Consider the following 13,907-nt stretch of genomic DNA (forward strand, 5'->3'; position numbering starts at 1 on the left):
TGACAGGGAAGGAGGCATTGGATTGGGGATTTTGGCTCATTCAGAAAAATTGTTGTCGCCTGAAGAAGCTGTTGGCCTTTTACGGGATGGCGACTCGGTGATGGTTGGCGGCTTCGGTCTGTGCGGTACGCCTTTTACATTGATCGACGCAATTATTGAGCAGCCTGCGATAAGGAACTTGACAATCATAAGCAACAATCTGGGGGAGCCGGGAAAAGGGCTGGGGCTTCTCCTTCTATCGGGGCAAATCAAAAAGGCTGTCGGCTCCTATTTCACGTCCAACCGCGACGCTGTAAAGGCATGGAAGCGTGGAACTCTCGAGATCGAACTATACCCCCAAGGAACCTTCGTCGAGGCAATCCGGGCGGGAGGAGCGGGGATCGCAGCCTTTTATGTGAAAACCGGCGTCGGGACCGAGCTGGCAAAAGGCAGGGAAGAACGGATTTTTAATAGTGAAAGAAATATTCTTATTGAAGCGATCAGGGCAAAGGCAGCGCTGATAAAGGCAGCGAAGGCGGACGCCCTTGGCAACCTCATCTACTCAAAATCGGCCCGCAATTTTAATCCGGCGATGGCGACTGCGGCCGATGTCGTAATTGCCGAGGTGGATGAAATAGTACCCGCGGGTTCATTCGATCCCGAACAGGTGGTAACTCCACATAATTTCGTAGATTACCTTGTCATTAGCCGCTATTGGAAGGAAGGTGGCGTGTATGTCAAAAACACTTGATCCTAAAAAGCGGATTGCCAGCCGGATCGCCGAGGAACTGAAACCGGGTATGGTCGTGAACCTTGGCGTCGGCATCCCTACGCTCATTCCTGAGTTCCTTCAGCAGGGCAATGGCGTTTTCCTGCATTCCGAAAACGGTATGCTCGGCATGGGGCCGCCTCCTCCGCCGGAGGAACTGGACATGGATTGCATAAGCGCCAGCAAGCACCCTGTAACTCTGGAACCGGGTGCGGCAATCTTTTCGAGCAGCGACTCGTTCGGGATGATTCGCGGCGGGCACATCGATGTTGTTGTTCTTGGCGCGCTTCAGATAAGCGAAAAAGGTGAAATTGCGAACTGGGCAGTTCCCGGGACCGATATTCTTGGGGTCGGCGGAGCGATGGACCTTGTCCCCGGAGCGAAAAAAATTATAGCCGCTATGACACATACGGCAAAAGACGGCTCCCCGAAGCTTGTCAGGGAATTGGCTTACCCAACTACCGGCATCCAGTGCGCGAAGCTTGTCGTTACTGAGCTCGCGGTTTTTTCAATTAACGGGGAAAGCATGCTGCTTGAGGAACTTGCGGAAGGAACGACAATTGATGAACTTAGAGCGGTTACCGATGCCCGATTTCACGTATCAACGGCGCTGAAAACCTGGCATGACGGAAATTAAAAAGGGGGGGAAACGGATGGATTTCTCTTTTTCAGAGGATATTGAACTGCTCCGATCCGCGGTACGGGAGTTTGTGGAGCGGGAAGTCGAAAAAGTGGCGATGGAAATAGAGGAAAACGATGAAATTCCTGATCATATTGTCAGGATGTCGAGGGAAATGGGTCTATTCGGGTTGGGGATACCCGAGGAATTCGGCGGACTTGGCCTTGATATGGTTGGAAAATGCGCAATTTACGAGGAACTAGGAAAGACGCATAACGGCTTTACTACACTGATTGGCGCCCATACAGGAATCGGATCGGTCGGAATTGTCGAGCTCGGGACAAATGAACAAAAAGAGAAGTATCTCCCCAAAATGGCAAGCGGGGAATGGGTTGGGGCTTTTGCACTGACGGAACCAGGAGCGGGATCCAATGCAACGGCGTTGAAAACGAAGGCTGTCAGAAAAGGCGACCGCTATATTTTGAATGGTTCGAAGCATTATATAACGAATGCTGTCTGTGGCCATGTATTTACCGTAATGGCCGTAACTGATCCGGAGAAAGGAGCAAAAGGAATCACTTCATTTATCGTGGAAAAGTCCTTTCCTGGTTTTGTTCTGGGTACGGTTGAAAGAAAAATGGGGCTCAGGGGCTCCCATTCTGCCGAATTATTTTTTGAGGATTTGGAGGTGCCGGCGGAAAACGTCCTTGGCGAGGAAAATAAGGGCTATGTCAACGCGCTGAAAATTCTTGCGAATGGCCGCGCAGGGCTGGCGGCCCGGAACCTTGGCTCATGTGAAAAGCTACTTGAAATGAGCCTTGATTACGCAATGAAAAGGGAGCAGTTCGGCAAGCCGATTTTCGAGCAGCAGGCTGTCCAGCACATGCTTGCCGAAATGGCAGCCGAAATCGAAGTGCTCCGCTCAATCACCTATCGTGTCGCCTGGATGAGCGACCGGAAAATGCGGGTTGTGAAGGAAGCCGCCATCGCCAAGCTGTATGGTTCCGAAGTGTATAACCGTGTAGCCGACCTTGCCGTACAGATACACGGCGGTATTGGCTACATGAAGGATTATCCGATAGAACGGTTTTACCGGGATGCACGGATTACGAAAATATATGAAGGTACAAGCCAGATACAGAAGAATATTATCGCGGCTGAATTGAAAAGGGGATTGAAATGATGGTGGAACGGAGGCAGGCGGTCATTGTTGACGGGGTCCGGACGGCCATTGGCCGAATGGGAGGAACGTTGAAGGAAGTGGAAGCGGACAGCCTTTCCGAAGCAGTCATCCGGGAACTTTTGGCGAGGACAGGCGCCCACCATGGCTTAGTGGAAGAAGTTATCTGGGGCCACGCGAAACAAAGCTCGGATACACCGAATTTGGCCAGGATTGCTTTGTTAAAAGCAGGTCTGCCGGTTGAAGTACCGGGATATACCGTACATCGCCAGTGCGCATCCGGTTTGCAGGCAATAGTGAACGCCGCGCAGCAAATCGTTTGCGGGGACAGCACGGTGGTAGTGGCCGGCGGGGCGGAAAGCATGAGCACGGCGCCCTATTATCTTAGAAATGCCCGATATGGCTACGGCGCGGGAAACGGCGAACTTCTCGACCCGAATACGGAAAGCCAGCCAAGGGCCCAGCCAATTGAAGTGTATGGGCACTTGACAATGGGCATGACGGCGGAAAATCTCGCCGAAAAATACGGGATTTCAAGGGAAGAACAGGATGCATTCGCGCTTGCCAGCCAGGATAAAGCTGCGGCGGCGATTGCGGCAGGAAAATTCTCAAAAGAAATCATGCCGTTAAAGGTGCCATCTAAGAAAGGAGACTTCTTTTTCGAAAAAGATGAGCATCCAAGAGCTACTTCCTTCGATAAATTAGGACAGCTAAAGCCGGTATTCAAAGCCGGCGGGACTGTGACAGCGGGAAATGCAAGCGGAAGGAATGACGGCGCAGCCGCCCTGCTCATAATGGACGAAAAAGCCGCGGCCGCATCCGGTCTGAAGCCCCGAGCAAAAATCATCGGCTATGCTTCCGCGGGGGTGCCGCCGGAGATTATGGGAATCGGACCCGTACCTTCAACAATTAAAGCTTTGAATCAGGCTGGACTCAAGCTGGGCGAAATTGATTTAATAGAATTGAATGAAGCGTTTGCCGCACAGGCTCTTGCCGTGATAAAAGAGCTGGGAATGGATCCTAGGCGTGTAAATGTCAATGGCGGCGCCATCGCGCTTGGCCATCCAATCGGGGCGACTGGCGCGGTTTTGATGGTCAAACTCCTTCACGAGCTTGAGCGGAGCGGGAAGCGATATGGGCTTGTCACCCTGTGTATTGGCGGCGGGCAAGGGTTGACCATGATTGTTGAAAATTTACGAATTTGATAGAAGAGGGGCTGTAGCATGAAGAAACCTAAAATCCTGCAAATCCTGTCCATGTACCATCCTGAAGGGGAAAAAATACTTCTTGAAGGTGCCGATGTGATTAGGACAGACAACATTGAAACGGAAACCCTTTGCCAATTGGCCGCAGAGGTGGACGGAATTGTACTGCGCGCCCCGGCCAGGATTACGAGGGACATAATCGATGCGGCCCCTAAGCTAAAGGCCATTTCCGGAGCGGGAGTCGGTCTTGATAATATCGATGTTGCGCATGCGACTTCAAAAGGGATTCTCGTCCTTCACGCGCCATCCGTCAATGCCGTTTCGACGGCCGAGCATGCTGTTATGCTGATCATGGCGCTAGGGAAAAGCCTAATTCCGTTCCAAGCGGAAATGAGCCAGGGAAAATACGCATCAAGGACTCGTATTAAAACATATGAACTTCAAGGCAAAACAGCTGGAATCGTAGGTTTTGGCAGCATCGCGAAAGAAACCGCCAAGCGCCTGAAACTAGGATTGGGCTTGGATGTTACTGCCTGGGTCCGTAAATACGATGAAAAAAAACACGGTATTGCCAAAGAATGGGGAGTAACAATCACCGAGGAATTGGAGTCTCTTTTCAGCAATTCCGACTTTGTTTCACTCCATATTCCATTAACACACCAGACGAGGGGCCTAGTTGACAGCCAACTGCTGGCGTTAATGAAACCGACAGCGTACCTGATTAACACGGCAAGGGGAGGGGTTGTGGACCAGGCCGCACTTTATGAAGCATTGAAGGACAAAAGAATAGCGGGTGCGGGGCTTGATGTATTTGCCCCGGAGCCTCCTGAGCCGGATGATCCAATTTTGTCGCTTCCAAATATAATTGCCACCCCGCATATCGGCGGGACGACTGTTGAATGTAATTATATTATGTCAACTACAGTTGCGAAAAATATCCTCAAGGCTGTGAAGGGAGAAAAACCAGACTATGTCGGGAACCCCGAAGTATTTAAACGAAATGGGGATACAAAATGACCAGGCATTATTCAATCGCGTTTATTCCGGGTGACGGAATCGGAGTGGACGTCCTCGGGGAAGGAAGAAAAGTACTGGATGCGCTATCCAGCCTTGATGGAGGGCTAAAAATCGGCTATCAAGAGTTTGATTGGAGCTGCGAGTATTACATGAATAACGGCGTGATGATGCCGGAAAATGGGCTAGATCAGTTGAAGGGACATGATTCAATCTACCTTGGAGCAGTTGGTTATCCTGGCGTTCCGGATCATGTTTCCCTATGGGGGCTGCTCCTTCCGATCCGTCGCCAATTCCAGCAGTATATCAACCTTCGCCCAGTAAAGCTTTTAAGGGGGATAAAGCCGCCATTGGCTGGGAAGGGCCTGGAAGACCTTGATTTTATCGTAATCAGGGAAAATAATGAAGGAGAATACTCGAGTATTGGCGGGCGTATGTATGAAGGGACCGAGATGGACATGGCCATCCAGAGTGCTGTTTTTACAAGGCATGGGGTCGAACGGGTATTGCGCTATGCCTTTTCACTTGCAAGCAGCAAGGGAAAAAGGAAAAAGCTGACGGCGGCAACAAAATCAAACGGCATTAACCATACAATGCCATTTTGGGATGAGTACGTCAGGAAAATAAACAGCGAGTATCCGGATGTAGCAACGGAAATTACCCATATCGACGCGCTCGCAGCATTTTTTGTAACAAAACCGGAATCGTTCGATGTAGTTGTCGCCTCTAATCTGTTTGGAGACATTCTTACAGACCTTGGAGCAGCGATAGTCGGCGGACTCGGCATCGCGCCTTCCGCGAATATCAATCCTGAGAAAAATTTCCCTTCCATGTTCGAACCCGTCCACGGATCGGCTCCGGATATTGCTGGAAAGGGGATTGCAAATCCGACTGCCGCCATTTGGTGCGCCGGCATGATGCTTGACCATCTTGGTGAATACGAGCTGGCGGCTGTCTTGATGGAATCACTCCAGCAGGTTTTGGAAGAAGGCGCGGCTTTAACTCCGGACCTTGGAGGCAAGGCATCCACATGGGAATTCGGGGATGAAGTTTGCCGGAAAATTCTCGGGAAAGGCTAAAATTTCCGCTGATGCTGCTTTACTTTGCCGATTTCCCTATGATAAGATTGCAATGAAAACCAATATAGCCTTTTAAGGGAGTATGTTTTATGTCGGGAGCCGTTCTTAACTAATCCAATCAATTGGATACACTCATTCTGGCCGATGTTTTCCTTCAAAATGAATGTTTTGGGAAAGCTTATTTAGCTGTGGCCTGGAATGAAAGTTAAGAACAATGGCCATACAAGCATACAATCCTTTAACCGTTGTAGCTGTGTACCTTTGTGCACAGCTATTTATTTTGGTTTGGCAAAGCTCTTTTTTAACACTATAACTACCCTCCGACCGGGTTTCTATTGGGAGTTATAAGGGCTTTTGCCAAAAGGGATGAGGAAGCGGAACAGATCTGCTTCATTGCGGAGCCGCGTTGACATTGTTCAACGCGGCTATTTTTATTTAGGAGGAAAATTAATGAACGATCACACATTTACCACATTGGACTTTTGTAAAATCAAGGAGGAACTCGCAGCCTATGCATTGACAGGTGCGGGAAAATCAAGGATTGCCAGCCTGGTCCCTTCAACAAATCTTAAACAAATCAGGGCGCTACTCGACGAACTTACGGAAGCGGAGCAAATTATGGCGATCAGCACGAGTGTTCCCGTACACGGACTTGAGGGAATCGGCTCCTTGCTGGAAGGGCTGAATAAAGGAGTGGCGCTAAGGCCCGACCAATTCAGCAGGCTTTATGATTTTCTTGATTGCTGCGGAAAAATGAAGCGGTTTATGAAAGATAAGGAATTTGTCGCCCCGAGGGTATCCAGCTATATTTATGCAGTGGATGAGCTGCCCTCGCTGGCGGAAGAAATCATCCGCTGCATCAGGCATGGCGCTGTTGATGACTATGCGAGCAAAGAACTTTTAAAAATCCGGAAGCAGCTCGCCATCCAGGAGGAACGGCTCAAGGAAAAGGTACAGCAAATGGTCCGTTCATCGAAATACAAAACGTATCTGCAGGACCATATAATCAGCCAGCGCGAGGGGCGGTATGTCATTTCGGTAAAAAAGGAATACCGTGCAAAGGTTAAAGGGGCGGTGCTTGATACATCTGCTTCCGGGTCGACACTGTTCATCGAACCAGAAGAGATTGCCGCTTTCTCCGAACAGCTATTATGGCTGAGGTCCGACGAGGAAGCCGAGGTCCAGAAAATCCTTTCCTATTTGACCGGGCTTGTGGAAGCGAACGAACAGCAAATCCGTCTCGCCGTTGAAACGATGGTCCATTACGATTTCCTGTTCGCAAAGGCGAAATACGCTCGTGCTATTAACGGCAAAAAGGTTTTGGTCAATGAATCGCATGTTATTAACCTTAAAGACGTCAGGCATCCGCTGATCGGCAGCAAGGCTGTCCCGCTAACGGTAGCGCTTGGCAAGCCGGAAAACGCGCTCGTGATTACCGGACCGAATACGGGAGGGAAAACAGTTACGATTAAAACAGTCGGCCTATTGGCGTTGATGGTTCAATCGGGGCTTTTTATCCCGGTATCAGACGGAAGTGAAATCGCGGTCTATCAGAAAATCCTCGTTGATATAGGCGACGGTCAAAGCATTTTGGATAACTTGAGCACATTCAGTTCAAGAATTGTAAACATTATTGAAATCCTGAAAGAAACAAATGACCGCACCCTCGTCCTTCTTGATGAACTTGGCTCCGGAACGGATCCGGGAGAAGGAATGGGGCTTGCTTCCGCCATTCTTGAGCAGCTTTACGCAAAAGGCGCCACCTTGCTGGCAACCACTCATTACAGCGAAATTAAGGATTTTGCCAATCAGCATGACGGTTTTATCAACGGCTCAATGGAATTTGACCTTGATACGCTTCAGCCAACTTACAGGCTGACCATCGGCAAAGGGGGTAAAAGCCAGGCGTTTGCGATCGCGCTGAAGCTTGGGATGCATCCTGAACTGATTAAGAGGGCGCACCGTATCACCTATAGGGAAGAAAAAGATTATTCCGATTTAGTAACAGTCAATCGGCGTCTAATCGAGATGGAGCGGCAAATCATCGTGAACCGGCACCAGCAAAGAGTGAAGAATGAAAGGCACGTAGCGGCGCAGGCAGTTGCTTCTTTTAACATGGGGGACAATGTTGTAATATCTCCGGGGAACGACTATGGAATTGTCTATAAAGGCCCCGATGAGCTGGGGAATTACATCGTCCAGGTGAAAGGGGAAAAAAAGAAATACAACCATAAGCGCCTGGAATTAAAAATTGCAGCTAGCGAACTCTATCCAGCAGATTATGATTTCGATATTGTATTTAAATCGAAGGAATACAGGAAAGGGGATAAAATCCTCTCGAAACGGCATGATTCAGGCATAACAATTGAATACGAGGATTAAATGTGAAAAGGCATGCCGGTTTTCATGGCATGACTTACCTAATTTAGGTGTGGAGTTTTACCAAAAAGCCTGGCGGGAATTGAACCCGCTAGATGCGCATCAGCCTGCCAATTCAGGCCGCGGCTGCTCTGCCGTTGAGCTACAGGCTTTCCAATCTAGTTTGTCCAATTGGACTGGAGTTATTCGGCGGTACCTTTTTTCTTCCGTCCGGCGATTTCTTCGGATACAATGAATGCGAGGTCATCATTTCCGAACAGGGACAACGCGCCAAGAACGGTACTGTCCGGCACGTCACCGGCTTCCTCTTTTGAAACAGTGAGCTCGAGGGCTTCCCTTAAAGCATGGTTTCCTTTCTGTCCCGGGTAGGCCCTCAAATATAGTTCTTCCGGATCCAGCCCATTATTGACGCACCATTGGGCAAAAATAAGGATCATCATCTTTTCATCAGCCTGATAGTTCTGGATGATCTGTTCCTGAAGGTCTTTTTTATCCATAACGAGTCTCCAATAATCGTTTTTACTTAAGTATAAACAAATTCGGCGCGACGAAAAAGTTTTTCATCCCGTGCAGGGAAAATCCACGGAACGTCGAATTGTCCATGTAAGGAGTGAAGCCATTTGGATACAGTGATTCTAGTGACCTATAAAATTCCGGGAATGCCGATGCCTATCAAGATTGCTTCAACCATTGAACCGAATAAGGAACAAATTTATCATAAATTGACAGAGCTGGTAAAAGAGAATAACATTGAAGGCGAAATTCATTTCAGGAAACTGCTTGTAGAAAAGGAAAATTCCATGTATATATTCGGTCTCGGCGAAAAAAAGTGTATGGTGCTGGTCGAAAAACTGGCGAAAATAAAGGAATTCGATTCCTGAATTGAATGTTTGCAGGGATTAATTTGTTCTCCATTGGGAAAACAAATGATGGTACAGTATTCTTTTAAAGTGAGGGGAAGCATGATGGAAAAAATTGAAGTTGGTGAAATTTTTACAATAAGTGATGAAAATAATGAGGAAGCACAGGTTGAGGTGCTCGCAATCCTTGAAATTGAAGGGACTGAGTATGCAGCCGTCAGCTTTCTTGAGGATCTGCAGGAAGAAACCGACGACGACATCGATATTTTTTTCTTAAAAGTGGATGAAGAAGGCGACCTGGACGCCATCCAGTCAGATGAAGAGTTTGACAAAGTGGCCCGCGCATTCGAGGAATTGATGGATCAGGAAGAAATTGAAGATTGATAAGCGAGGAGGGGCGGCTTTGGCTGCCCCTCCTGTTTATTTTCTCCTTGCTGATGCTAATGAAATGCTTTTCATTTTCTCCCCAATCGCTCTGGCGATGCTCGTATCCCCTTCACTGTCATGGCCCGCTTCCCAAACCATCATCCCGCCAAATCCGTTTGCCATTGCCAGCTCCGTTTTTTTCTTTACTGTCTCGATTCCATTATAAAAATAGACGGTATCATTCATTGAAATTGTATCTTTCCCGGCGGACGATGGATCCTTTTCAACAATTGCCGCATAGGATACTTGCTTCGCTTCTGGATTCTCGGGTTGGCCATATAGCGGCACACCGAGGACAAGCTTTTCCCTTGGTATTCCAAGCTGATCGAATTGGGTGGACCAATAACGGACAATGTTTTCAGCGAAGCCATATGGAGCAAGGTTTTCAGCATTGTAGCCCCCATCCCACTGGCCGTCATACGCCATGATATTCACATGGTCGGCAGCCTTGAAAATGCCTGGTGTATACATGACAGATTCAACCGCTTCACCAGTAACGGCGTTTATTTTCGAATAAACGGCAATGGACAGTTCCTTTTTCGCGGGCTTGAGCCTTTCGCTTAGCTCTTCTGCAAGAAGTTCCAGACTGGCCGCATCCCGTTTTGTCCAGGGATGCTCAAAATCGAGGTCAATGCCATCGAGATTTTCAGTTTCCACGATGCGGATTAAATTATTGACAAGGTTTTTGCGTGCTTCCGGATTGCTGATGGCCGCCGAGAAATATGGATACGACTCGCCGCCCTGTATATGGTACCAACCGCCAACCGCCAGAATCGCCTTTGCCCCTTCTTGATGGGCAAGGGAAACGGTTTTTCTGAGATTTTCCCGCGCCATGGAGCCGTTGAACAAAACAGACCCATCCGCAGTTGGATGCGCGAATGAAAACAAAATATGGGTAAAGGCCGGATAATCGATTTCCTCAGGATTTCGGAAATCCTGGACATAGCCTATGACCACCTTTGAAGCGATTGAAGGATTTGTTTTGTCGTTTTTATTTTTCTTTCCTTTGGAGTTTGAGGAAGGGATGCTTTCATCTTTTCCGAGATTCCCTGAATAATAGATTCCCGAAAAAAATCCGCCCGCAAAGAAAGCAAGCAGCATGATTCCCAGTACGATTTTCTTTCGAGATAGCATGATAACCCACCTTATGAACATAGCTAATAAAAAGTTTAACAGAAATCAAACGCGAAAAAGGTGGGAAATAAAGGGAACGTCACGGATGAAAATAAAAAGCCAGCCGAAATTGGCTGGCGCTTCATGTCTTTTTTCTGATAGTGAAGGTATCGGCAAGCAATACCCAGTTCTGCGAAAAAGGGTAGCCGAGAACCCAATAGCTGATGCCGCGGAGGTTGTACTGTTTAACAAGATCAAATTTAGCCTGCGCGCTCCTTGCGTCTTCAAACCAAACCTCATGTCTGCGTCCCTGTTCATCCGTGTAACGAAAATATGGCGAAGCCGCGGCTACATCATATTGGATTGCCGCGCCATATTTTATCGCGCGGTTCACGGCTTCCTGCGGGCTGTACGTTTCCGCCTCTTTGCCTTGGACATGGGGAATGATCCAGTCCCGGGCATACAATTGAAAGCCCATCATAATTTTGTCCCGAGGCATTACGGTTACAGCGTAATCAAGCACCCTTCTTATTTCATTCAGCGGGGAAACAGCTTGTGGGGGCCCGAGCCGATAGCCCCATTCATAAGTCATTAGTACGGTAAAATCGGCAATCCTCCCGTGCGCAGGGTAATCATGGGCCTCGTAAAGCAGGCCTTTTTGTTCCCCGCTGATTTTCGGGGCAAGGGAAGTGGATACAAAGTAGCCGTTTTGGTGCAAAAGTGCGACCGCTCGCTCCAGGAATTGATTGTACAGTTCCCGGTCGCCCGGAAGCACATTTTCAAAATCGATGTTCAATCCACGGTATCCTTTCGCCTTCATCACGGAAAGGATATTGGCCAGCAGCTTCTCGCGGTGTTCAGCACTTGAAAGGACGGCGTGGGCGATGTTTTCGCCGGCCTGTGTCGAGGTAAAATTGGTGATCGACATCATCGGAATAGCACCTTTTTCAAGCCCGGCCTGAATGGCATCCGTGTCGTCCTTCATGTAAAGGACAAGGGACCCATCCGGCTGGATGACATAAGCGAAAGGTGCTATATACGTTAGTTCCGACGCTACTTCGCCGACAAGCCTTGTTGCTGTTTCATCGGAATGGTAGGTGAACGAGTTTGTCTCGATAACAGGTTTCCTTCTTGGGATGACAAGGACTGTTCCCGGGTAAATTAAATTCGGGTTTTGAATAGTGTTCTTCCTGATAATTTCTTCAGCTGTGGTTCCATACTGTCTTGCGATCTGCCAAAGAGCCTCTCCGGAATGGACGGTATGACGGATTGGCGGGATTCTCAAAACTGTACCAGGATATATTGACGACGGGTTTTCAATGCCATTTTCTTTTACTATCGCCTCGACGCTTATCCCGTATCGCTGGGCGATTGCCCATAATACATCGCCAGATTTCACTGTATGAAGAATATCCGGCGAAGGAATCAGCAAGGCCTGGCCGATTGCAAGCCGGGAAGCATCGGCCAATCCGTTTGCCTCGACAATTTCGGGAATGGCCACACGATAACGGCTGGCTATTTTCCACAATGTATCCCCGCGCTCGACTGTATGAATGATCAAATCAGCACCTCCCTCGGTAAAAAGCCTATATCAGGATATGAAAACCAAAGGGTAAGGGTGTTGAATATTCTTTCTTACAAACGACGTAAATGAATGGCCATGGAGGAAAGAAAAGTCCGGAATAGGTAACCCAGTGTTTTTTTATTTTTATGAAGGGGTGGATGGTATGCAAAAAGAAACGAAAGATCAAAAGAAAAGCGATGAAAAAAAGGAAGAAAAAACGTTCTATGGCCTTGAGAAGGATATAAGCCTCCTGTCAGTGGAGTTTGCTCCTCCCGAAAATCCGGATTTAAGGGAATAATGCCTCCAAAACAAGAAACCCGCCTTGGTTACGGCGGAATGATAAAAAGCCCGGGATTCGGGCTTTTTTTGCTACTACAAGTATAGGCCTGCTGCTCCTTTTCAGCTCGGGTCAACTTCATCGTAAGAAGCGATTGTAACGGAAGTGGCATTCCCTTTTCTCCTGTCCTCTTCTGTGGCGGACTGGCTTAGCTGTGCATCGGTATCAAGCCCTGGAGCAAAAGTCGGGGCCTTTTCAGCATCTTTGTTTTTGTTCATAACGACCCTCCTTGAATGTATGGACTTTATGATGGTTAGTATTTGCACTGGAGAAATTATTACACTCGCATCATTGAATTGTCCTAATAGAAATCTGGAAATTGAACAACCTAATCACAATAGGCTTTACGTGGAGGTGAAGGAATTGAAAACGAAGGATGATTTTACAAAAGGAGCGAAAGTAACTTCCGATAGCCATGTTTTCGGTCCACCGAATGGAGGAAGCGAAAATCATCATTCCCCCCAGACTGTAAAAAAGGGGACTAAAGGCGATGTGAAAAGCCGGAATCAATAATGGAGTTTGGAGGGAAAACGGTGCGAAAAGAACAATCGGACAAAAAAGGGCCAGCCCAGCAAATCGAGCAAAGCCCAACAGGGTATGGATTTGTTCCGGCTAATCCCAATAAGCAGGAAAACGGCGAAAAATCCAAAATGAAAAATCAATAAGTTCAGTTCATGGATGGAGTGGATGATTGGAATGGGTGCGATAGACAAATTTGGATACCGATTTGAGCCCGAATTCAGTGTTATAAGCCAGAACGGTGCCATCCATGTGTACAAAAATGGCGAGTTTATTGAGGAAATTAAATTCACCTTTAGCGGAAAGTTCCCGGTACTGGATGAAATAGAGCAAATCGTTGATGAGTATTGCCATAACAAAGGGATTTAATAAGGGCATTTCTCGGCAAATTGGCCCCTTTCCGGCCAAAATGGGGCTTTTTTTTCGTTACGTCGATTAGGGAGGCCGCCCAGTCACCTCAAAAACAGGCGCCAGTGAGGCATAAAAAAATCAAGGAGGTTGCCATGACAGTCTATGTTTATCAAACGTTTGAAATCAGGCAGGAGAAGTTTATGGAGGCATTTTCCAATCTTGAGAAAATCGTCAGTTATCGGAACGACCATTACAGCCACAAAGTCGAATTATTATCACCTATAGCCGGCCCGGACTATTCCTATGTGCTTCTTTCAGAGTTCGAGGGCCTTGGTGAAATGGAACTCCAAAACAGGAAAATGTTCGACGATGACGAGTATAAGAAAATATTCACGCCTTTCTTTCTTGAATATGTTGTCCAGGGGAGCATGACTACCGCCATGTACCGGACAGTTGAACGAAACGCCGGAAAACCAGTTGAGGGTGAGGAGGAAGAACAGGAATAACACCCTC

The 13,907-nt window shown here is 48.0% G+C and carries 18 protein-coding genes and 1 tRNA gene; 14 read left to right on the top strand and 5 right to left on the bottom strand.

What is annotated here, in order from left to right; all coding sequences use genetic code 11:
• The first annotated feature begins 22 nt into the window (after positions 1 to 22).
• From DRW41_RS13600 to DRW41_RS13630, 7 genes are all read left to right on the top strand, one after another.
• Positions 23 to 730: a CoA transferase subunit A gene (locus DRW41_RS13600; protein ID WP_281272311.1), complete on the top strand. Its 708-nt coding sequence runs from the start codon at positions 23 to 25 to the stop codon at positions 728 to 730.
• Positions 714 to 1,385 (top strand): 3-oxoacid CoA-transferase subunit B, encoded by a 672-nt coding sequence (locus tag DRW41_RS13605; RefSeq protein ID WP_115452550.1) that lies wholly within the window; start codon positions 714 to 716, stop codon positions 1,383 to 1,385. Before DRW41_RS13600 ends, DRW41_RS13605 begins: the two co-directional genes overlap by 17 nt.
• A 16-nt stretch (positions 1,386 to 1,401) precedes the next feature.
• Positions 1,402 to 2,550, top strand: a complete 1,149-nt coding sequence (locus tag DRW41_RS13610) for an acyl-CoA dehydrogenase family protein (protein WP_115452551.1) — start codon at positions 1,402 to 1,404, stop codon at positions 2,548 to 2,550.
• Positions 2,550 to 3,752 carry a thiolase family protein gene (locus DRW41_RS13615; RefSeq protein WP_181884546.1) on the top strand — a complete coding sequence of 401 codons (1,203 nt, stop codon included), beginning with the start codon at positions 2,550 to 2,552 and terminating at the stop codon, positions 3,750 to 3,752. The genes DRW41_RS13610 and DRW41_RS13615 overlap by 1 nt, the downstream gene beginning before the upstream one ends.
• 18 nt (positions 3,753 to 3,770) lie before the next feature.
• Positions 3,771 to 4,769 (top strand): hydroxyacid dehydrogenase, encoded by a 999-nt coding sequence (locus DRW41_RS13620; protein WP_115452553.1) that lies wholly within the window; start codon positions 3,771 to 3,773, stop codon positions 4,767 to 4,769.
• Complete coding sequence (locus DRW41_RS13625; RefSeq protein ID WP_115452554.1) at positions 4,766 to 5,845, top strand: tartrate dehydrogenase; 1,080 nt, start codon at positions 4,766 to 4,768, stop codon at positions 5,843 to 5,845. The genes DRW41_RS13620 and DRW41_RS13625 overlap by 4 nt, the downstream gene beginning before the upstream one ends.
• A 450-nt stretch (positions 5,846 to 6,295) precedes the next feature.
• Positions 6,296 to 8,227: an endonuclease MutS2 gene (locus tag DRW41_RS13630; protein WP_115452555.1), complete on the top strand. Its 1,932-nt coding sequence runs from the start codon at positions 6,296 to 6,298 to the stop codon at positions 8,225 to 8,227.
• Between the two features lie 64 nt (positions 8,228 to 8,291).
• Here the strand turns inward: DRW41_RS13630 and DRW41_RS23015 are convergent.
• Positions 8,292 to 8,376: transfer RNA gene (locus DRW41_RS23015), tRNA-Ser, on the bottom strand.
• A 30-nt stretch (positions 8,377 to 8,406) separates the two neighbouring features.
• A complete protein-coding gene (gene yxiS / locus DRW41_RS13635; RefSeq protein ID WP_115452556.1) occupies positions 8,407 to 8,721 on the bottom strand; it encodes a protein YxiS in 315 nt (104 codons plus the stop codon).
• A 123-nt stretch (positions 8,722 to 8,844) separates the two neighbouring features.
• Here yxiS and DRW41_RS13640 point away from each other — a divergent pair, with 123 nt between their 5' ends.
• Together DRW41_RS13640 and DRW41_RS13645 are read left to right on the top strand one after the other, a co-directional pair.
• Positions 8,845 to 9,105, top strand: a complete 261-nt coding sequence (locus DRW41_RS13640) for a hypothetical protein (RefSeq protein WP_115452557.1) — start codon at positions 8,845 to 8,847, stop codon at positions 9,103 to 9,105.
• 84 nt (positions 9,106 to 9,189) lie between these two features.
• On the top strand, positions 9,190 to 9,468 hold the full coding sequence (locus DRW41_RS13645; RefSeq protein ID WP_115452558.1) for a DUF1292 domain-containing protein: 279 nt from the start codon (positions 9,190 to 9,192) through the stop codon (positions 9,466 to 9,468).
• Positions 9,469 to 9,504: 36 nt separating this feature from the next.
• Here DRW41_RS13645 and DRW41_RS13650 read toward each other — a convergent pair whose 3' ends face one another.
• On the bottom strand, positions 9,505 to 10,644 hold the full coding sequence (locus DRW41_RS13650) for a glycoside hydrolase family 18 protein (RefSeq protein WP_115452559.1): 1,140 nt from the start codon (positions 10,642 to 10,644) through the stop codon (positions 9,505 to 9,507).
• A gap of 121 nt (positions 10,645 to 10,765) precedes the next feature.
• A complete protein-coding gene (locus DRW41_RS13655) occupies positions 10,766 to 12,184 on the bottom strand; it encodes a LysM peptidoglycan-binding domain-containing protein (protein ID WP_115452560.1) in 1,419 nt (472 codons plus the stop codon).
• A gap of 166 nt (positions 12,185 to 12,350) precedes the next feature.
• Between DRW41_RS13655 and DRW41_RS23645 the strand changes: the two genes are divergently transcribed.
• Positions 12,351 to 12,485, top strand: a complete 135-nt coding sequence (locus DRW41_RS23645; protein ID WP_281272312.1) for a hypothetical protein — start codon at positions 12,351 to 12,353, stop codon at positions 12,483 to 12,485.
• Between the two features lie 101 nt (positions 12,486 to 12,586).
• Here DRW41_RS23645 and DRW41_RS23020 read toward each other — a convergent pair whose 3' ends face one another.
• Complete coding sequence (locus DRW41_RS23020) at positions 12,587 to 12,742, bottom strand: hypothetical protein (RefSeq protein WP_181884547.1); 156 nt, start codon at positions 12,740 to 12,742, stop codon at positions 12,587 to 12,589.
• Between the two features lie 145 nt (positions 12,743 to 12,887).
• On the opposite strand from DRW41_RS23020, the gene DRW41_RS23025 reads away from it, so the two are divergent.
• The 4 genes from DRW41_RS23025 to DRW41_RS13665 all read left to right on the top strand — a co-directional run bounded on the left by DRW41_RS23025 (position 12,888) and on the right by DRW41_RS13665 (position 13,900).
• The gene (locus DRW41_RS23025; RefSeq protein ID WP_181884548.1) at positions 12,888 to 13,037 is read left to right on the top strand and encodes a hypothetical protein; all 150 of its coding nucleotides are present in this window, start codon (positions 12,888 to 12,890) and stop codon (positions 13,035 to 13,037) included.
• A gap of 20 nt (positions 13,038 to 13,057) precedes the next feature.
• Positions 13,058 to 13,189 (top strand): hypothetical protein, encoded by a 132-nt coding sequence (locus DRW41_RS23650; protein WP_281272313.1) that lies wholly within the window; start codon positions 13,058 to 13,060, stop codon positions 13,187 to 13,189.
• Positions 13,190 to 13,220: 31 nt separating this feature from the next.
• The gene (locus tag DRW41_RS13660; RefSeq protein ID WP_115452591.1) at positions 13,221 to 13,412 is read left to right on the top strand and encodes a YbxH family protein; all 192 of its coding nucleotides are present in this window, start codon (positions 13,221 to 13,223) and stop codon (positions 13,410 to 13,412) included.
• A gap of 104 nt (positions 13,413 to 13,516) precedes the next feature.
• The gene (locus DRW41_RS13665; RefSeq protein ID WP_245959433.1) at positions 13,517 to 13,900 is read left to right on the top strand and encodes a hypothetical protein; all 384 of its coding nucleotides are present in this window, start codon (positions 13,517 to 13,519) and stop codon (positions 13,898 to 13,900) included.
• The last annotated feature ends 7 nt before the right edge of the window (positions 13,901 to 13,907 follow it).

Origin of the sequence: Neobacillus piezotolerans, from assembly GCF_003362805.1 — a bacterium.
GTDB classification, from domain to species: Bacteria; Bacillota; Bacilli; order Bacillales; family Cytobacillaceae; genus Bacillus_D; species Bacillus_D piezotolerans.